Annotated in this window: 17 protein-coding genes and 1 pseudogene; 10 read left to right on the plus strand and 8 right to left on the minus strand. The window is 41.4% G+C overall.

The annotated features are described in order from the left end of the window. Window positions 1–19: 19 nt before the first annotated feature. The 4 genes and pseudogenes from H5185_RS02865 to pbpG form a co-directional block, all read right to left on the minus strand. Window positions 20–787, minus strand: a pseudogene (locus tag H5185_RS02865) (MFS transporter); the annotation flags it as partial. A gap of 98 nt (window positions 788–885) precedes the next feature. Beyond that, window positions 886–1503 carry an FMN-binding negative transcriptional regulator gene (locus tag H5185_RS02870; RefSeq protein WP_182697477.1) on the minus strand — a complete coding sequence of 206 codons (618 nt, stop codon included), beginning with the start codon at window positions 1501–1503 and terminating at the stop codon, window positions 886–888. Between the two features lie 87 nt (window positions 1504–1590). Next, on the minus strand, window positions 1591–2235 hold the full coding sequence (locus H5185_RS02875; RefSeq protein WP_124015586.1) for a cupin domain-containing protein: 645 nt from the start codon (window positions 2233–2235) through the stop codon (window positions 1591–1593). A gap of 228 nt (window positions 2236–2463) precedes the next feature. Further along, window positions 2464–3375 carry a D-alanyl-D-alanine endopeptidase gene (pbpG, locus tag H5185_RS02880; protein ID WP_124015585.1) on the minus strand — a complete coding sequence of 304 codons (912 nt, stop codon included), beginning with the start codon at window positions 3373–3375 and terminating at the stop codon, window positions 2464–2466. Window positions 3376–3699: 324 nt separating this feature from the next. Here pbpG and H5185_RS02885 point away from each other — a divergent pair, with 324 nt between their 5' ends. The 3 genes from H5185_RS02885 to rpiA all read left to right on the plus strand — a co-directional run bounded on the left by H5185_RS02885 (window position 3700) and on the right by rpiA (window position 6546). After that, on the plus strand, window positions 3700–4998 hold the full coding sequence (locus H5185_RS02885; RefSeq protein ID WP_182741319.1) for an ATP-binding protein: 1299 nt from the start codon (window positions 3700–3702) through the stop codon (window positions 4996–4998). A 10-nt stretch (window positions 4999–5008) separates the two neighbouring features. After that, on the plus strand, window positions 5009–5821 hold the full coding sequence (locus tag H5185_RS02890) for a mechanosensitive ion channel family protein (protein WP_124015583.1): 813 nt from the start codon (window positions 5009–5011) through the stop codon (window positions 5819–5821). Between the two features lie 65 nt (window positions 5822–5886). Beyond that, complete coding sequence (rpiA, locus tag H5185_RS02895; RefSeq protein WP_182741320.1) at window positions 5887–6546, plus strand: ribose-5-phosphate isomerase RpiA; 660 nt, start codon at window positions 5887–5889, stop codon at window positions 6544–6546. A 121-nt stretch (window positions 6547–6667) separates the two neighbouring features. Here the strand turns inward: rpiA and H5185_RS02900 are convergent, their stop codons facing one another. After that, the gene (locus H5185_RS02900) at window positions 6668–8530 is read right to left on the minus strand and encodes a methyl-accepting chemotaxis protein (RefSeq protein WP_182741321.1); all 1863 of its coding nucleotides are present in this window, start codon (window positions 8528–8530) and stop codon (window positions 6668–6670) included. A 393-nt stretch (window positions 8531–8923) separates the two neighbouring features. On the opposite strand from H5185_RS02900, the gene H5185_RS02905 reads away from it, so the two are divergent. Genes H5185_RS02905 through H5185_RS02915 form a run of 3 tightly spaced genes read left to right on the plus strand, consistent with a single transcriptional unit; the run spans window position 8924 to window position 11042 of the window. Then, complete coding sequence (locus tag H5185_RS02905) at window positions 8924–9487, plus strand: RNA polymerase sigma factor (protein ID WP_124015580.1); 564 nt, start codon at window positions 8924–8926, stop codon at window positions 9485–9487. Then, window positions 9484–10107, plus strand: coding sequence for a hypothetical protein (locus H5185_RS02910; RefSeq protein ID WP_182741322.1), 624 nt, complete (start codon window positions 9484–9486; stop codon window positions 10105–10107). Before H5185_RS02905 ends, H5185_RS02910 begins: the two co-directional genes overlap by 4 nt. After that, window positions 10104–11042 carry a DUF4097 family beta strand repeat-containing protein gene (locus H5185_RS02915; protein WP_182741323.1) on the plus strand — a complete coding sequence of 313 codons (939 nt, stop codon included), beginning with the start codon at window positions 10104–10106 and terminating at the stop codon, window positions 11040–11042. Before H5185_RS02910 ends, H5185_RS02915 begins: the two co-directional genes overlap by 4 nt. A 162-nt stretch (window positions 11043–11204) precedes the next feature. Here H5185_RS02915 and rsuA read toward each other — a convergent pair whose 3' ends face one another. Next, the gene (gene rsuA, locus H5185_RS02920; RefSeq protein WP_124015577.1) at window positions 11205–11894 is read right to left on the minus strand and encodes a 16S rRNA pseudouridine(516) synthase RsuA; all 690 of its coding nucleotides are present in this window, start codon (window positions 11892–11894) and stop codon (window positions 11205–11207) included. Window positions 11895–12186: 292 nt separating this feature from the next. On the opposite strand from rsuA, the gene H5185_RS02925 reads away from it, so the two are divergent. The 4 genes from H5185_RS02925 to H5185_RS02940 all read left to right on the plus strand — a co-directional run bounded on the left by H5185_RS02925 (window position 12187) and on the right by H5185_RS02940 (window position 16362). Further along, entirely contained in the window at window positions 12187–14274 is a 2088-nt protein-coding gene (locus H5185_RS02925; RefSeq protein WP_182741324.1) for a M13 family metallopeptidase, read from the plus strand. Window positions 14275–14424: 150 nt separating this feature from the next. After that, entirely contained in the window at window positions 14425–15204 is a 780-nt protein-coding gene (locus H5185_RS02930; RefSeq protein ID WP_182697485.1) for a RelA/SpoT domain-containing protein, read from the plus strand. 175 nt (window positions 15205–15379) lie between these two features. Continuing rightward, a complete protein-coding gene (locus H5185_RS02935; RefSeq protein ID WP_182741346.1) occupies window positions 15380–15781 on the plus strand; it encodes an SMI1/KNR4 family protein in 402 nt (133 codons plus the stop codon). A gap of 80 nt (window positions 15782–15861) precedes the next feature. Further along, window positions 15862–16362, plus strand: coding sequence for a DUF4447 family protein (locus tag H5185_RS02940; protein WP_124015573.1), 501 nt, complete (start codon window positions 15862–15864; stop codon window positions 16360–16362). A 61-nt stretch (window positions 16363–16423) separates the two neighbouring features. Here the strand turns inward: H5185_RS02940 and H5185_RS02945 are convergent, their stop codons facing one another. Both H5185_RS02945 and H5185_RS02950 read right to left on the minus strand, forming a co-directional pair. Next, window positions 16424–17056 (minus strand): glutathione S-transferase family protein, encoded by a 633-nt coding sequence (locus H5185_RS02945; RefSeq protein WP_182741325.1) that lies wholly within the window; start codon window positions 17054–17056, stop codon window positions 16424–16426. 90 nt (window positions 17057–17146) lie between these two features. Further along, a complete protein-coding gene (locus H5185_RS02950) occupies window positions 17147–19714 on the minus strand; it encodes a TonB-dependent receptor (protein WP_182741326.1) in 2568 nt (855 codons plus the stop codon). Between the last annotated feature and the right edge of the window lie 146 nt (window positions 19715–19860).

Consider the following 19860-nt stretch of genomic DNA (forward strand, 5'->3'; position numbering starts at 1 on the left):
GTATGTTCATTTATGCTCAAATGGACATACACAAAATATTCGCCACAATAAGACATTGAAGCAATTTGTCTTGCAGTAAAATCGCCACTATTTGCTTGCGGCTCATCACCGCAGGCTTTCGCTTAACCGCTGATGTTGCATCGCCCATGGTGGGAATAAGCCCATCAGGCACCTGTTCGGTTATTGATGGGCTAGTTTGCCGTGTTTGATGTCTAAATCCCCAAAAGAGTAACCCTAATAAAGCAGCAAAAGCCGCTGCAGTAATATAAAAGCTCGATTGTTTACCGGTTAAGCCTAACCAAATACCTAACATAGGCCCGACAGCACAACCCACATTGACGACAAAATACAGTGATTGCATTGCCAATTCACGGGTTTGGGGATCATCAATAATATCACCAATGGTGGCAGAGGTAAGAGGTCGCCATAACGAGGTAGCAATAGAGCACAATGTCATCACCACCACATAGCCTTTAACTGAATCAACTTGTGCCAGTAATGAAAACGAGATGATATAGAGCACACCCGTGAGGTACATGAGCATTTGGCGACCAATTCGGTCAGACAATGCACTGCCAATAAAGCTAGTGAATACCGAAATAATCGCCGCGCTCGACAACACTAAACCGACTTCAGTGGCAGTTAAGGCAAATTTTTCATACAAGATAACAGCCAGAAATGGCCACACCATGAAATAGCTGCCACGGGTAATAAACGAGCCAAATAGCAATATCCACATTAACCTTGGAAATTGCTTAAACCGCGCTAAAGAAACATCGCTATGCACTTTTTGTCCTTAAAGAGTGATGCTGTAATTGAATGTAACAGACTGAATTGGTAGGATTGTTTAGGCTAATCCTAACGACATTTTCACCATTGAACCACCTATTTATTACCTAATCCTATGTTATTGTTCATCATATAAGTTAATAGCTGTTTTTCATCAGCTCTATTTGACAGTGATAATCCTTTAACCACACCTTGTTGATCGCTTTGGTTACGGTGCTGGCCTAATTTTTGTTTGCCTTGTAACTCATCGATGACGATCTTAAAACCAACAATGCCCTTGGCTAATTTTTGTTGGTAATCATCTGCAATAAAACCACCACTTTCTAGCAATGAAGGTTCATATTGTTGGATGGTCGATTCTAGTACGTGTGCGGTGGTGGTATCATCAGTTAATTCAATAATGCCTTTTGCATGTACTACGCTGTAATTCCAAGTCGGAACAGCTGGATATGAGTCATACCAAGTGGGTGAGATATAACCGTGCGGACCATTGAAAATGCACAGAACTTTGGTGTTTACTATGTGTTTCCAATGGGAGTTACTACGAGCAAAATGGCCATACAAGGTACCATTTTCGCCCTCAGAGGCCGTGAGTAGTAAAGGTAAGTGTGAGCCCTCTAAATCAGTAGACACAAGAGTCGCAAAACCATATTGGTTAATGAACTGATGTATTAACTCTCTAGAACCCATATCCCACTTATCAGGTACATGCATAATTCACTCTTTACTAAAATAATCAGTAAAGTCTTTATAATGAATGTAACGACTAAATGCCATCGTTTTATGGGTTTATAGCGATTATTACAAGTGGCCTACTTTAACCAAAATCACCGTATCTTGTTCCACATACGGATTATGCTGACTAAGATGCGGACTGCGGATCCACGTCCCAGCAGGATAACGCCCAAGTTCATCGATAAACTCTCCGCTAATCACGTAGATTTCTTCGCCACCAAAATGACGGTGCGGTTGAAAATGTGTCCCCGCGGGCCACATGACCAATGCTGTCGATTCAGTGCCATGTTGGTGTAACGGCATCACTCGTAATTTGCCATGGCCAGGCAGCCACTCAGCTTGCTTGGTATTGATAGCCACTTGCTGTGAATCAGTGGTTTGAAACTGATGTAGCTTAACCAATAGCGTACAACCTTGCTGGCTAAATGGCGCGTGGACAAAACCTTCAGGGTTACGCAAATACGAGCCTGCTGGATAATCTCCGGTTTCATCAGAAAATACTCCGTCGAGTACTAAAATTTCTTCCCCTAACGGATGAGGATGTGAGTTGAATTTAGCACCGGCTTGATATTTCACTATGCTGGTTGCATGGCCACGTTCAGCCTCTTCACGCGCTAAGCGCTTACGCAATACGCCCACTGCGGGACTATTTTGCCATTCAAGATCGGCAGTGTTAATCACCACTCGCTGACTAAAATCCATATTTAACATCTTGATACCTCACAACTACGACTGTCAGTATCTTAGAGCGAAATCAGCGTAATGAACAGCGAGTACAAAATGGTTTAATAGGTACTTTAAGGTACTTTTTATTGATTAATATGATTATTATTTTTATAAATAAAAAAACCTGTAAATAATATTTACAGGTTTAAGCTTGCGCAAAGCAAATTTAATAACCTCTACCGATGAAAAGGTAAGGCATAAAAATGGGCCTAATTAGCTGTCTGAAGCAGTTAAGGCCATTTGACGTTGCTTTTTATAGGCTTTAGCCGAAGCCGGGATCGGCGTTGTCCGGCCTGTTTCTAGCCATTTTTTAAGGCGATTAGCATCGGCCATATGGGTGTATTTACCAAACGAATCTAATACAACAAATGCCACTTTACGCTTATCCATTTCGGTTAACATGACCAAGCAATGGCCCGCTTTATTAGTGTAACCGGTTTTGGTTAGGGCAATATTCCAGTTATCTTTAAAAACTAATTTATTAGTATTTTGAAAATCCAGAGCATAACGCGGATGTTGAAAAATAATATGCTTTTTATTGGTTGAACTTAGCTTACCTAATAACGGATATTGCTGGCTGGCTTTGAGTAGTAAAATAAGATCGTTAGCACTCGATACGTTCTCTGCCGATAACCCGGTAGGTTCAACGTAATGGGTTTGCGTCATCCCTAATGCCGTTGCTTTATCGTTCATAGCACGAATAAACGCCTTATACCCACCAGGATAATGATGGGCAAGCGAGGTTGCAGCTCGATTTTCAGATGACATTAGTGTCATTAACAACATAGTTTCACGGCTCACTTCACTGCCTAAACGCACCCGAGAGTACACATTACGCATCACAGGTGAGTCGCTAATTTTCACTGAAATTTTTTCATCTAAAGGTAAATTTGCATCTAGGGTCACCATGGCTGTCATCAGTTTAGTAACCGACGCTATAGGTAATGCTTGGTGCGGATTACTGGAGTACAGCACTTCATTGGTTTTTAAGTCGACTAACATGGCGCTGTTAGATGCTAGTTCTTGTAATAATTGTTTTTGAGACACAGGTTCAGCAACTACCGACTGGCTAATTACGGTATTTGAACACAATAAAATGCAGGCAAAAAAATGACGGAGTTTCATAACTCTCACTTGAAAAATAAACGTAACGATGTTCATTGAGTATACGATAAAGAATTAGGCCTACAATAGATAAATAATCACTTTTAGTAAGATTTTAGTGGATTTGTTGTAGTTCAAGTCCCAAAGATATCCATTAAGCCATATATGACATCTGGCGAGCTAAATCTGGCACGGTAAATCGATAACGAAATGCAGCCCTCGCCCCCCCAAAATAGCCAAAGAGATATGCAGTCTTGAGGTGTATAACAAGAACAACTTCAGCACAAATACCGCTTTTGTTGGCTTCATGCTAAGATTAAAAAGTCGTTCAAAAAGAGAGTATAAATGGACATTAACTTGCATTTTTTTAGCCGCTTAAACCCATGGCTTAATAGCTTATTCACCTCTAAAGACACTGTTAAAACAGAGAATGATGATGCTGAGAAAGGACGAATATCGCTGAAGACGATAGCGAACCGATGTCCGCTTCAAGCTCATAGAGGCCCAATCACTCAAGTGATGTTAGACCAACAGCATCATACCTGTGACGATTTTGTCGGTCGGGAAAAACAGCTTAGCCAAATATCTGATGTAATTGATCAATGGCGTAATCACCATGGTGAAATCAGTGCCATTGTCTCTCCTGGTGGTGCCGGAGGTTCTTCTTTTTTAGCTCAGCTGCTGCCTTTACTGCAAACTATTGCTGCTCAAGACGCAAAAGATGTCCCGAAGACTAAGGCAAAACCACTTCCATCTCAATGGCTACTAATGAGTTTTTACCAAGCGCCAATGAATGAAAATGATGCCATTGCTGATATATGTTATTGTTTTGGCATTGTGCCACCGGACACCATCACCGAGACCATAGCTACTATAAACAAGCAGCCACCTCAGCTGATTCTGATTGATGCTATGCACAAACTGATGTTACGAATGATAGGCAACAATCAAGCTTTAGTCACCTTTGCCACTATCATAATGCAAACTCGTAAACATCACTGTTGGATCATAAGCTGTGAAAAATTTGCATGGCAACGATTAAGCGCACAGTACCAAATTCATCATGTTGTTAAGCATATTATTGAGCTTGATTATTTCAGTGAAACTGAATTAGCCGCGATTCAAACAAAACACCTGCTTGATTTAGGCTTAATCAGCAAGGATGTTATGCCGACAAAAGAGGCCTATAAAGACAGCAAAAAAGATCAAGTTGATATTACCAACCCTTACAAAGAACAACTCAAACAGCTATTCACTGTCAGCCAAGGACACCCTCAATTAGCCACACTATTATTGCAGTATTCACTCGCTCATCAGGTTGATATTAGCTCAGATAAAAGCTCAAATAGCGGTATTGAGATTTGTTGTATTAACGCATCAGCATTACAGCAATGCCATGATAGTGACCTATTTTCATTGGCGGAAATTTATATTCATGGCGGATTACGAGTCAATACCCATGCGCATATTTTTACTCTTAGTATTGAACAAAGCAGCTTGCAATTAGAGTACCTAACTCGCCAAGGGCTGATTATTGCCCAATATTCGCAACAGGATTTTGCTCAGCATTTCTATTTTATCACTCCAACATTAAGCAAAATTATCGCCACCCACTTGGTCAACAACAATAAGCTGTTTAATTAAAGAGGTGAAAATGGACGATTCACGTAAAGCATTAAAAGCATTTTTAGACATTATTTCCTTTGATCGAATCATTAGTATTTTAGTGCTTTGCATCATGGCATGGCTGCTACTGGTGTTACTGCAATTTTGCTTAAAGCAACTCAATAAAGCCTTGCCTAAATACCGCTTAATATGGAATCGCTCATATCCTTTTATGCGTTTATTTGTGTGGCTATGCGTTATCGTTTATTCGATTGTTGGCATTATCGAACCGCACGAAAATTTAATCCTCGCAGTAGTGGGTTCGATTAGTATCGTGATCGGTTTAGCCACGCAAGAACCGGCTAAAAATATGATTGCCGGATTGATTATGATGATCAATCCACCTTATAGGGTTGGCGATATGGTGACCTTATCGGGCCATTATGGTGAAGTCATTAAACTGGAATGGAGCGTGACTTGGATACGCACCTTTAATGATGACACTGTCATGATCCCCAATGCCGAAGCATTGAGAACAGCGATACCCAATTCAAATAGCGGCGACTTAGATGAAATGGTGGTGGTGAAATTTACAATTCCAATGAATGCTGATCACCAAAAAGCCATTGCCCTTGCCAGAGAAGCGACTCAATGCTCACCTTATACCTTTTTAAATAAACCTATTATTGTCATCTTAGGTAACGAGCACGAGTTTGGCCACTTTCTACAAACCATCACAGTCAAAGCGTATGTGATGGACGTAAGGTTAGAGAAAAAGTTTATGAGTGACATTAACATACGAGTGCTTTCAGCATTTAAAAATGCTGATTTTTATGATGCGCAACAAACGGTGCTTGAGTAATTTGCGTTATAATCGCCTCAATTGTTAAATCCCACTTTTTGATTGTTACAATGGAGAATATTGCTATGACACAAGATGAAATGAAAAAAGCAGCAGGTTGGGCAGCACTACAGTATGTCAAACAAGGCACTATCGTTGGTGTGGGTACCGGATCTACCGTCAACCACTTTATTGATGCACTGGCAACGATGAAAGATGATATTGAAGGGGCGGTATCGAGTTCAGAAGCGTCGACAAAAAAACTCATCGAACTGGGCATTGAAGTATTTGATTTAAACAGTGTTGATTTGATTGATGTCTATGTTGATGGCGCAGATGAAATTAATGACCGCATGGACATGATTAAAGGTGGCGGTGCAGCCTTAACTCGCGAAAAAATTGTCGCTGCTGTAGCAAAAAAGTTTATTTGTATTGTGGATAATACCAAGCAAGTGCCTATACTCGGCGATTTTCCGTTGCCAGTAGAAGTGATCCCTATGGCGCGATCTTATGTGGCGCGTGAATTAGTTAAATTAGGCGGCGATCCGGTCTACCGTCAAGGTGTTGTAACCGATAACGGCAACGTGATTTTAGATGTGTACAACATGCAAATTCTCGATCCTAAAGTGATGGAAACTAAAATCAATGCCATCGTTGGTGTCGTCACCAATGGATTATTTGCTAATCGCGGCGCCGATGTATTGCTGGTTGGCACCCTAGATGGTGTTAATACCATCACACTGTAACAACTAAACCATTCGCTTGATTAACTTGAATGTTTAGCAAGAGCATAAAAAAATGGCCTAGCAGAAATGCTAGGCCATTTTTATTTATCGATCATCTTATCTGTTAATGACCATAGCGACACTATACGCTAAATTGGCTTACCGCTTCTTTTAAGGCTTTAGCGCGGATTCTTACATCTTCCGATGCCGCGGCATTTTCTTCTGCAGCATGTGAAGATTCATCTGCAATATCGCGAATAATCACCACGTTTTTACCGACTTCAGCAGCGACCATACTTTGTTCCTCAATCGCGGCAGCAATTTGAGTACTCATGTCCATGATATTAGTTACGTCATCGGTAATTTGACGTAACACTTGGCCAGCAATTTCAGCCTGTTCGGCACTCTCACGCCCTTGCTGTTGACTCTCTTGCATAAGGCTAACAATGGAGTGGGTACGAGATTGCAAAATTGAAATAATACTGCTGATTTCTTCAGTTGAAGATTGTGTCCGCATAGCTAAAGAGCGAACCTCATCTGCGACAACAGCAAAACCTCGGCCTTGTTCACCCGCTCTTGCCGCTTCGATTGCCGCGTTTAATGCCAATAAGTTAGTTTGATCGGCAATCCCACGGATCACATCAAGCACACTGCCAATTGTTACACTGTCTTTTTCAAGTTCGGTAACCACCGCGGCAGAATCCACCAGTTGTTTCGCTAACAGGGTAATTTTTTGTACGGTGAGCTCCACGCCCTGTTGGCCCGATTGAGCATTATCATGAGTTTGACTGGCTTTAGTGGCCGCCAATTCAGTATTTTTAGCAATTTCGTCAATGGTCGCGCCCATTTCAGTAATCGCCGTCGCAACCATATCTGTCTCATTTAGTTGGCGTAACACCCCCTCCGATGCCAAAGAAGCATTGTCAGATAATTCATGGCATGACACGTTCATCGCATCAACAGACTCATTAACTTGCTCAATCAGTTCCTGAAAAGAAAGCAACATACGGTTAAAATGATGCGACACCCGTGCTAACTCATCTTGACCAGATTCATCACAGCGCAGAGATAAATCTTTATTTTTTTCAATGGTCGAAATTACAGCAGTAATATTATCTACTGGCACCATAATACTGCGGATAATCATTAAGGTAACAACGACGAGTACTACGGTGATAATTAAAAAGATAATAATAGATAACACCATACTTTGATATTCGGCATCGGCAATATATGCATTGGCTTGCTGATTAAGTTGACGAGTATTATCTTCTGTTGTTTGAATAATTTGACGCAGATCCTCCATTTTCCCTTCGGTTTCCTTTAAGCCAAATTGCTGCTCTTTGGCCACAAGAAGGTTAAAGTCACCTTGGTACTGTTTAATTTTCTGTTCAAGCTGTTGAACGAGTTCACTGCTCAAACTAGAACTTGAAAGTGTCTGCACAAATTTATCAATATTTTCATCAAAGGTTTTAACATACTTCATATCACGACGCAGCATAAAATCTTTTTCATTTCGACGTAACTGCAGCATGATAACCGTAATCGAATCTTGGCTATTTAAAGCAAGTTCTTGCTCTACGTTATGAACGGCTTCTCGTAACTGTCCATACAGTCCCGACGTTGGGGTTAGGCCTATTTCTGTTTGTAACTCAACAATGTTACTAAATACATTTTGGTATTGGGTTAAGCTTTGCTCTAAATTATCTAAATGTTGAGTGTCTATACTTCGTGATTGTAATGAGTCATCAACTTGTTTAATTAATGCGAATACATTTGTGATGATTTTTTTGTGGTTGGCCACATATTTCATGTCTAAGCGAGCAAAGAAATCTTTTTCGTCTTTACGAAGTTCTAGGATTTGCTTTTGTACCTCAATAATATTTTTCGACGCCATCGATAAATCGGTTTGAACAGAAGCGGTGTAACGCTGTAAGCCAAACATGGACACTATTGCAGTCAACGACACCATTGCACTGATAATAAGTTTTGAACGGATAAACATATATTGACCACCTAGAGGATAATTATTGTTATTAAAGTGCTTAATAAATATAGTGGATAAAAGATCAGATGCTAATAAAGTTAGATATTATTTGCTGGCGTCTACTTATCGGCACCAGGAACATCAACTGTAGTGTTATCTAATATGCATTACGTCCTGACTCAATTAACAATCAACGCTATGCGTGACTAAACCTCAATACAAACACATAAGCCGTTAAAGTAATGAACGTTTTAATGATGACCAACGGATTAAACATCCGAGACTTCCCCTTCAACAAAACCGCCTTAATATGATGCTCAGATGATTTATTTTTTTCCTCTCTAAACCTTTTACCTACTTGCGTCTGTCAAATAACCACACAATGATAATGAAAACATTGCAACATTAAGGATGCACAATATTAATCAGCCAATTTCAGAGCCCTTGAACCATCTAGAGGCACTTGACGATAATCAATTAGTTGCCATTGCGACTTTGGGTTGTCAACAGGCATTCGAACAACTATATCGGCGACACCATCAACGTGTTTACGCCATCTGTTTTCGTCTCAGTGGCCAAACAAGCTTAGCTGATGATATTACTCAAATTTGTTTTATTCGTTTATGGCATAAATTGGATCAATTTAGAGGCGATAGCCAATTTACTACCTGGTTACATCGCTTATGTGTCCACCAAGCCATTAACGAGCTAAAGGCACAACAATCATGGTGGCGACGTTATTTACCGACAGAACAACTTGACCCATCCAATATCCCCTCGGTGACGTTTGATGATTATCATCTATTAGATAAATGCATCGCCAAGTTACCGCAACGTACTCGAATCGTGTTTGTATTGTGTGCTGTTGAAGGCTACCAACATAAAGAAATCGCCGCCCTGCTCAATATTGCCGAAGGAACCAGCAAAGCCCAGTTCCATAATGCCAAACAATTATTACAGGAGATGCTTGCATGAATAAGTCAGCGCAAGACCTCGATAACCTAGTCAAGTCATTACCTTTAGAAATAGAGTCGACAAGCGATTTGTGGCCAGCGATAGCATCGCAGTTAGGTCATCAATATCCACAAAAAAATCTGCAGCGCTACTGGCTTATTGCCGCGAGTGTTACGATTTTTTCTTTATTGGCCTTGCTGATGTGGCAACGCCCGGATGAGAGTTCATTATTGCCACAAACGGCTGCACTAACGGCAACCATGCCACAATCCACTGCGAATACCGAGGTCAGCCTAGCAACACCCTCAACCCAAACAGAAGCAACATTAGCTGAGCTGGTTGATCAAATAGCCTTAACTCATCAAAGCCAATTACAAGCTTTTAATCAAAATCAATACACAGTGAGTTGGCAACTATCATCAACTGATGCACCACAACAACTGCAAGCTGATATTAACCAAGCACTAGCCGAGCTGGATATCGCCTCAAAACAAGTACAAACAGCATTGAAGCAACAACCGACTAATCAACAAATGTGGCAACTATGGCGCTGGATCATGCAACGCCAAATCAACCTATTACAGCAAGGTCAAAAACTGCCATTTATATCCAAGCAAGCATCACAAGGAAATACAATATGAACATGGCTAAATACGTGTTAATCGTGCCGTTAATCGGTATCAGTTTTATGTCAATGGCCAAAGAAACCGTTGACCAACAATTAACTGTCACTGATAACCCTTCGGTCAGCGTTAAAATACAACGAGGTAATGTTGAACTGGTCAGTTGGGACAAAAATAGCATTCAGATCAAAGGTGAACTTGATGAATTAAGCCAAGGCTTATTATTTGAGGTTAACGGCAATAGCGTGATTGTCGAAGATAAATTACCTCGCAGCTATCAGGGCAGTAATCAACAAGGATCACAACTGACCATTTACCTTCCGAAACAGCTTGGCTTAGATGCAGAGGGAGTGTCTGCAAGTTATCAATTAGCACAACTTGATGGCCAGATATCATTAGCCGTTGTTAGCGGAAGTATTACCGCTAAACAACTTAGCGGTAATACTAAACTCACCACAGTGTCAGGCAATATTAATACCTCTGAGTTAGCCGGAAAAATTAACCTCGAAACCGTTTCAGGCGATATCACAGACAACAATAGTCAGGGCGAAGCTGAACTGCGCTTAGTCAGTGGCGAACTAAAAAGTCAAAGCGCCTTTACACAGTTAACTGTCGATCAAGTCTCTGGTGACATCAGCGTCACAGTTAATCAAGTCACTGAGTTGAATGTTGTTACGATCAGTGGTGATGCAAAATTGACTCTCGGGGGAGAGTTAAACAAAGCCCAACTCGAAACCATAAGTGGAGATATGGCACTAACCTTTTCGGCTATGCCTAACAGCAGTTTTATGATTGATGGCGGCCCTGGCGGCAAAATTAATAATCAATTAACCGATGACAAACCGCTAAAACAAAAGTACTCACCGAGCAAAACCTTGCAATTCAAAACTCTAGCAGGTGCAGGCCAAGTGAATATCAATACCATTAGTGGCAAAATCAGTCTAACTCAATAAGTGTAAATAACATTAGCTCGAGGTAAGCTATGCTTATAAAAGACGATTTTCTCGCAATTGATTTTGTATTTGAGTAGAAAGTGCTTTGCAATGAGCAGATAAAAAAGCCCCGGTAATCATTATATGGTGACAACCGGGCATTTTTTTATATTCAAATGATAACTACACAGACTTGACTTCTGCTGCGGTTAAAAAGCGCCATTCACCTGCGGCTAAGTCAGTATTTAACTCGATACCGCCTACCGCTTCGCGGTGTAAATTAACCACTCTATTACCGACGGCAGCAAACATGCGTTTCACTTGATGGTACTTACCTTCGCTGATCGTCAATCGCACATGAGTTGGGTCAATAATATCGAGCAAAGCAGGCTTAGTCAGTCCATCTTCATTACGCAGTTCAACCCCATCAGCAAAGACTTGGATCAAACTGGCATCAATAGGTTCGGCCAATTCAACTAAGTAGCGTTTACCACAATCTTTCTTCGGTGAAGTGATTTTGTGCGACCATTGTCCATCGCTGGTGATTAACACTAATCCAGTGGTGTCGACATCTAATCTACCGGCAATATGTAAGGTGTCCATTTTTTCAATATCAATTAAACTTAATACCGATGGATATTCCTCATCAATGGTTGAACAAATGGTGTCTACCGGTTTGTTTAACATGATGTAACGTTCACCAATGATGCTAATTAACGTGCCATCTAAATGTACTGCCATTTGTGGTAGTACTTTAAAACCTGAGTTTTTGACCACGACACCATCACAGGTAACATCACCACGATGCAAGGCTCTCTTGGCTAATGACCGGGTCAGTTCGGTACTTTCACAGATAAATTTGTCTAAACGCACAATGATTACTCAATCAAAAAATATTGGCACTATTATGCTGCTTACACACATAAATAGAAATCAATCACCGATATTTTTCACTACAACAGTCATTTTTAGTTACATATAGTCACAAAAAACCCCTTAAAAATGCACCTATGCGGCTTGTTTTATAGGCGGATAAGGCCGTAACATACAATTTATAATAAAAGTAATAGCTTTTCCCTTTGGATAAAGGGGTTATTGCTGGATTAAGTGACACTGATTGCAATGCCCCAATGAAGGGCTCTACAAATAAAGCAAAGGAAACAACATGAGAAAATTGGTTATTGGCGGTCTATGCGCCTCGTTAATTGCGGGCTTAAGTGCTTGTAGTAATGACAAAACAGTCGTTACGCCTGCTGCAGATGTAGCAAAAACGGCGACTGCTGCTGCAGTAGAAAAAGCACTTACGTCTGGTATCACGTTTGATAACATCGACAAGTCAGTGCGCCCCCAAGACGATTTCTACATGTATGTTAACGGCGCATGGATGAACAAAGCAGAAATCCCTGGCGACCGTACTAGTATTGGTGCTTTTTACGACTTACGTGAGAACGCACGTGATGATGTTAAAGCCATCATTGAAGATTTAAGCGCGACCCCAAATCTAGCCGATGGCACAGATGAACAGAAAGTGGCTGATTTATATCGCTCATTCATGGATGTTGAAACGCTTGATAAATTAGGTATTGCGCCAATTCAAGCTGATTTAGATAAAATTGCAGCCCTGAAAGATAAAAAAGAATTAACCGCATTTTTTGGTGAAAACCAAGCAAACGGTGGTGGTACACCTTTAGCATTCTATATTGAAATTGATGCTAAAGACTCAAGCCGTTATGCCACACATATTTGGCAATATGGTTTAAGCCTGCCAGAAAAAGATTACTACTTTAATCAAGAAGAACGCTTCGTCAATATCCGAAAAGCCTTCGTTGAGCACATTGAAAAAATGTACAACCTTGCTGGCTTACCAAATGCAAAAGCCAACGCTGAAGCCATTCTTGCACTGGAAACTCAAATTGCAGAAAAGCATTGGGACGTTGTTGAAACGCGCGACAGCACTAAAACATACAATCTATACCAAGTTAAGAATCTGCCAGAATTGGCCTCAGAAATTAACTGGGATGGTTATTTAGCTGCGCTTGGCGGCGACAAGCAAACTGATATCATTATCAACCAACCAAGTTATATCCAAGGCTTAAACGAGGTAATTAAAAATAACGACCTTGATACTTGGAAAAACTACATGACTTGGATGGCATTAACTCATAATGCCAGCAATTTATCTCAAGCATTAGATAACGAGAACTTTGCCTTTTTCTCTAAAACCTTAAACGGTCAAGAAGAACAAGAACCTCGTTGGAAGCGTGGCGTCAGCACTGTGAGTGACACACTGGGCGAAGTGGTTGGTAAAGTGTATGTAAAACGTCACTTTGCACCAGAAGCTAAAAGCCGCATGGAGCAACTAGTTGAAAATCTTCGTGGCGCTTACAGTTCAAGCATTGATTCATTAGATTGGATGAGCGCTGATACTAAGGTTGCAGCAAAAGACAAATTAGCTAAGTTTAATCCTAAAATTGGCTACCCAAACAAGTGGGATGATTACAGCAAATTAACCATCAAAGCAGATGATTTAGTCGGTAACGCTAAACGTGCTGCGATAGTTCAACACAACAAAGATATCGCTAAATTAGGTCAGCCGATTGATAAAGACGAATGGCACATGACCCCACAAACGGTTAACGCCTACTACAACCCAACCATGAACGAAATCGTGTTCCCTGCTGCGATTTTACAACCGCCATTCTTCAACTTAGAAGCTGATGATGCGGTTAACTACGGCGGCATTGGTGCGGTGATTGGCCACGAAATGGGCCATGGTTTTGATGACCAAGGTGCTAAATTTGATGGCGAAGGCAACATGCGTGACTGGTGGACCGAAGCAGACTTAAAAGCATTTGAGTCAAAAGGCAATGCATTAATCGCTCAGTACAATGGTTATCAAGTGTTTGACGACCTACACGTCAATGGCAGCCTAACGTTAGGCGAGAACATTGGTGACTTATCAGGTGTGACTATCGCCTATAAAGCTTACAAAATGTCACTTGACGGTAAAGAAGCACCAGTTATTGATGGCTTAACAGGCGATCAACGTTTCTTCATGGGCTTCACCCAAATTTGGCGGGTAAAAATGAAAGAAGAAGCAATGCGTAACCGCGTTGCAACTGATCCGCATTCACCTGGCCATTTCCGTGCATTAGGTGCCTTATCTAACATGCCTGAGTTCTACAGCACTTATGACGTGAAACAAGGCGACAAGATGTATATCGCGCCAGAAAGTCGCGTAAAAATTTGGTAATTTAAGTCGCTGTGAATATTGACTAAGGTCACAATTCCTCTCAAAAGGGCATCATTCGATGCCCTTTTTTATTAAACCTTGTTCATTCAGCCCCTATTCAGTGAAAAAGCGGTACATTGGATTAACAGACACTATGTGGGAAGCTATTCAATGAATAAGTTGTTTCGTACCTTTTTTATATTCTTAATTTTATTGTCTACTCGTGGTGCTATTGCTCAGCCTAACGAGGTTAAATATAACAAGTTAGCTCCGCCTTCCGATTTTAGTCAAAAATCAGCTAACGATATTGAGCAGCTAATGGCGCTCCATGAGCACAATAATGAGCTTGTTTTACAAGACACTGATAACTTGCACGCTTTAATGAGTCGAGCACCAGTGGCGCAACAAGAACTTATCAGTCTACTCAAGATGATCAGTCAATCAAGCAACACCGACATCATTACTCCTGCCACTAAAAGTTATCAGCGTGCGGCTCAAAAAGTACAAGCGAAATTCAATGGCGACGCCAGTCAACTCACTGATATAGCAAGGGCAAGTGTGGTGGCCGATGACGTTAAAAGCTTGCTATCAAGCTACCAGCAACTGCGTCAACATACCGAAATAGTGCAATTAAAAAACCGTTTTGCACATCCAAAAGTGTCGGGCTATCGCGACTTAAATGTATTGGTGAAATTGCCCGAGAGCCAAATGGTAGTTGAAGTACAGTTTCACTTAAATGATATTGCCCAAATCAAAAGTGGCCCAGAGCATTATGTTTATGAGCAAATCCAACAAATAGAATCCCAAGCTAAAGCCACATCTAGACACTTAAATGACATAGAACAAGCAATGATAGCCAAGCTTCGTCAAGACTCGCACAAGCAATACCATAAAGCCTGGCTAAGTTATAAACGTCAAAGTTTATATAGTTCACAACGACAAGTTGCATAAACACTGATAACTATCCGTTTGATGAACAACTTACACCGCCCTAAGCCTTTTCTCATCATCCAAGTTTCCACCCTTTTAGCGCTCATATGAGCGCTTTTTTTTGGCCAAACAAGATCCGCAACAATCACATCTGCTATACTCGCGCCCATTACAATACGATCTGCTGGACGATGCGATGAATGACATTATTGAACAACTACAAGAATTAAGTGAAACCGTACCGGTACCGCTAGAACTACCGACGTTTGAGCAACTTGTAGAGGTTGAAGAACAGATCTTAATTGGTTTACCCAAGGATCTAAAAGAATACTTACTTTATGCTAGTGATGTTATTTATGGCACGCTTGAACCCGTTACCGCTGCAGATCCATCCTCACATACCTACTTACCTGAAGTAGCCTGCTATGCTTGGTCTATTGGGCTACCCAGAGAGCAAATTGCCATTTGCCAAATCGGTGATAGCTTTTATTGTATTGATGAAGAAAGCCAAGTGTTGTTTTGGAAAAAAGGCCGATTTAGCGATAAGGTTTGGGAATCGTTTTGGCATTGGGCCGAAGATGTGTGGCTTAATCGATAAAACGCATTAATTAAGTCCAATTGCGGCTAATTTACGTCGAAATATAAATACCTAAATAAATCCTTAATACGAGAACGTCCATGTCTAAAAATAGCGGTTTAAATGCAATTGAAATCCAATGTTTACGTCAATCTTTCGGCTTAACAACAGAACAAGTTGCTAGCATCACTAACGCCAGTAATGAAGATGTGTTGTTGTGGGAATCAGGCGAGAAAGAAGCACCAATTCCAGCGCAGAAAAAGCTGTTAGAAATCGATGATATTATCGAAATGCAGGTGCTTAACACTTCTGATGGTATTGAAGAGTTATTTAAAAAAGAACCTAAGCGTCGGTTGGCGTTTGTGGTGTATCCGACACAAGCTCTCTACACCCAATACAATCCAGAATTTTTAAGCTCTTTGCCATTAACTGAATTGTACAATGCCGCTGCGTGGCGGATTAAAAAAGAATGTAAACTCGTGCTTGAAGTGGATGTAAGCTTAGTCGCACTAGATGCTGAAGCCTATAAAGCTTATCGTGCAGATAACGGCATGAGCGAAAGCCGTGAAAGCCGTGCAAAATGGGCTGCAACTCAATTATAAATGTCTCTATGTTGAGCGCTAATAACTAAAAGGAAGCCTCTAGCTTCCTTTTTAATAACCGTTATTGAGTGATATTGGCAAGTGCTTCAGTTTTAGCTAATGCATTGGCTAAAGCTGGACGTTGCTTTAAGCGATTACGAAATGCCATCAGCTTTGGCGGAAGCGTTTGCTCAAATCCCATCGCCCAGCCTAAGGTTTGCGCTAATAAAATATCGGCTATGGTGGGTGAATCGCCACAGACAAAGCCAGTATCTGGCACCCAAGCTTCAGCAATAGCAGCGGCTTGATCAAACTCCCACTTAGCTACGGCAAACATGGCCTCTAATCTAAGTGGTTGTGGTAAGGCAAAGCGATGTTTACCCATACACCACAGTGGTTGTTCAAGCTCACTAATCACAAAACTCACCCAGCGTTCATGAATACCTGACGCTTGCGTACCTGGTTTTGGCAACCAGTTACCTTGTCCGTATTTTTCGGCTAAATAACGCATAATGGCCGCGGATTCGCTTAGCACGAACTCACCCTCGGTGATCACAGGCATTTTACCACTAGGGTTAAGGGCTAAAAATGCTTCTGCTTTATTTTCACCTTTAGCAAAATCGATAGCATGAAACTGCCACTCAACACCTAACTCTTCTAAAAGCCAAGATACGCGCAGCGCACGACTTTTTTGGGTTCCGTATAAGGTAATCATTTAAGCTCCTATAGCGTGAGAATAATGACAATAAAAAAGCCACATTGCACCTTAAGTGAATGTGGCTTTTGTTATCTTATGACGTTGTCATTAGAAGTTCATTGTGACTTTAGTATAAATATAACGGCCTAATGGGTTATGTACACCCATTGCATAACCATATAGATCAGCATCGCCATCGCCAATCGCAAATGATGGCTCTTCATCAAACACGTTATTAACACCTACAGATAGCTTAACCGTGTCATTGAAACGATATGAGCCAGACATATCGACTAACAACTGCGCATCAACTGTACGAGTTTTGTTGTAGTCTTCAAACTCACCGATATAGCTTAAGTTAACGTTAGCGGCAAAGTCATCCATCATCCAGTTAGTTGTTGCTAACCAACGGTGTTGTGGGTACTCGTACTCACCAGTGTAATCAACAGTATTGCCATCAACTTCTTTTTCAAAGCTGATTAAATAGCTGTATTCTAAACCAAACTTGATATCACCATAGCTGTTTAGCTCAAGACCATAATGGCTAGATAAATCTACACCTTGTACTTCTTGTGAACCAATATTGACAAATGCTGATTTGATTACGTCAATCGTACCAAAGGTTTCACCCGCTTTAGGCGCATTTCGTAAACAAATAGTGCTGTTTTGATCACCACAGTGTTCGTTGTAAACATCTAGGTTTTGCAGTGAGTCAATTTTGTTGTCTTGGACGATATTGAATAAATCAAAACCAATATCAAACTGCTGACTTGGGGCCCAAATCATACCCAGGTTCCAAGTCTCAGACTCTTCGGCCTCAAGATCAGGGTTACCAGCAAACACAAAGTTGTAGTCAAGTAGCTCACAATCAACGTTATCAGCAGCACAACGGTAGCTATCGGTTAAAAAGTCACTCTTTTCAGAAGGACCTAAGCCAATTTGCGCAAGCGATGGTGCACGGAAACCTGTAGACCAAGAACCACGTGCAGTGACTTCGTCACTAATGCCCCATTGGAAAGCAACTTTGGGGTTAGTGGTTGAACCAAAATCACTGTAACTGTCGTAACGGCCTGCGAGTTGTAACTCAAAGTTATCAGCAACAGGGATAGAAAACTCAACATAGACAGCATGTTGATCACGTGAGCCAAACGCAGAGACGGCTTCAGTACCAAAAATCAGACCGCGCTGGAACTGCTCATCAGGCACGTCACTGACACTTTCTTCACGATACTCTGCACCAGCTGCCATCATGATATCGCGATCAGCGATAGTAAAGGCTTGACCTGAAATGCTGGCGTCATAAGCAGTAATACTCGACTTACCTTGTCTTACTAGACTTGTGGTGATGCGATCAATCACATCTGGCGAGTTCATCGTGCCGCCAAACGGGTTGTAGTTACCCGCATCAATTTCGGCTTGTAAATAATCGGTTCTTACCCAACCTTGTGAGCGGTCACCTGTTTGAGTCGATTCACTGCGGCCACGTTGCGCTGATACTTCCCAGTCCCAATCATTGATAACGCCACGAAGACCGGCAACAATACGCATGGTATCTGACTCGATATCCCAACGACGTGCACCAGCATCAACTGTACGATAGCGACCAATCTCAATATCTTGTCCAAAAGGATTATTTGGATGAGTACCAGGAACTGTCAAGCCTGCATCTTCATCCAGTGGCGTTGGTGCACCGCCAGCTTCAGAAGTGTTGTGCTGTACAGATAACTCTAAAAATGCAGTTAAGTCTTCACCTAACATATAATCAAACTGGCCAATAGCACCAACACGTTCAGCTGCTGGAATGGTTAAGTTATATGGACCGTAATCAAATAAACAACTCCCACTCGATGTTGCGCTATCAGCAGGACAATCTGGGTCAATGGTTTTCACGTCATTGACATAGAAATAACCAGGGAAGCCGCGTGATGAACGGTAATCTTCACCGCCATAAGGTGACTGGTTTGCAGTGCCAAAGCGGCCCATGTCTTCTGCAGACAAGGTGCCATTGGTAAAGTAATCAAGGATAATTGATGCACTGCCTTTGTCAGCTTTTATGCCCCATACTAGGCTGGCTGTAGTTTCATCATAACCAGTGCCATTGTCATCGCCATAACCCAAGTTAAGTTCAATACCTTCAATATCTTTTCTTAAGACAATATTGACCACACCTGCAATTGCATCAGAACCATAAATGGCTGAAGCACCGTCTTTAAGAATATCGATACGTTCAATCGCCGATACCGGGATATTGTTGATATCAACAAACGAATTTGAAATTCCTTCAGCAAATGCACTTGCTCCAACACGGCGACCATTGATAAGAACCAAAGTCGCATCAGGGCCCAAGCCACGTAAACTGATTGATGCACCACCATTAGCGGTAGAATCTTGACTGTTTCCACGAGTAGAGAAGGCACCTGAACCGTTGGCAGGCATGCGTTCTAATAATTGTTGTAGGTTGTCAAAACCCATATTAGCAATATCGTCTTTATTCAACGATTGTACTGGTGAAGGTCCTTCAATATCAGTCCGTTTGATACGAGAACCCGTCACTTCAATTCGTTCCACTTTTGAATCGGCACCAGCATCAGCAGCTTGTGCAACAAAGGCAATAGGAGCGAGAGATAGAGAGACAGCGATAGCGCAAGCGCTGCGTAAAAGGTTACTTTTTTTCATGATCATCCTTAACGTTAAATTATTGTTTTATATCCATGACTACTGCAAACTGCGGTATGAGCATACCGCTGACAACTTTGTTGGATTGACACAACCAACTTAGGTTAAAATTTAACAAAGTCAATACAATGGCTTAATGTAAATGC

Origin of the sequence: Shewanella sp. SG44-6 (genome assembly GCF_014164185.1) — a bacterium.
Lineage (GTDB): Bacteria > Pseudomonadota > Gammaproteobacteria > Enterobacterales > Shewanellaceae > Shewanella > Shewanella vesiculosa.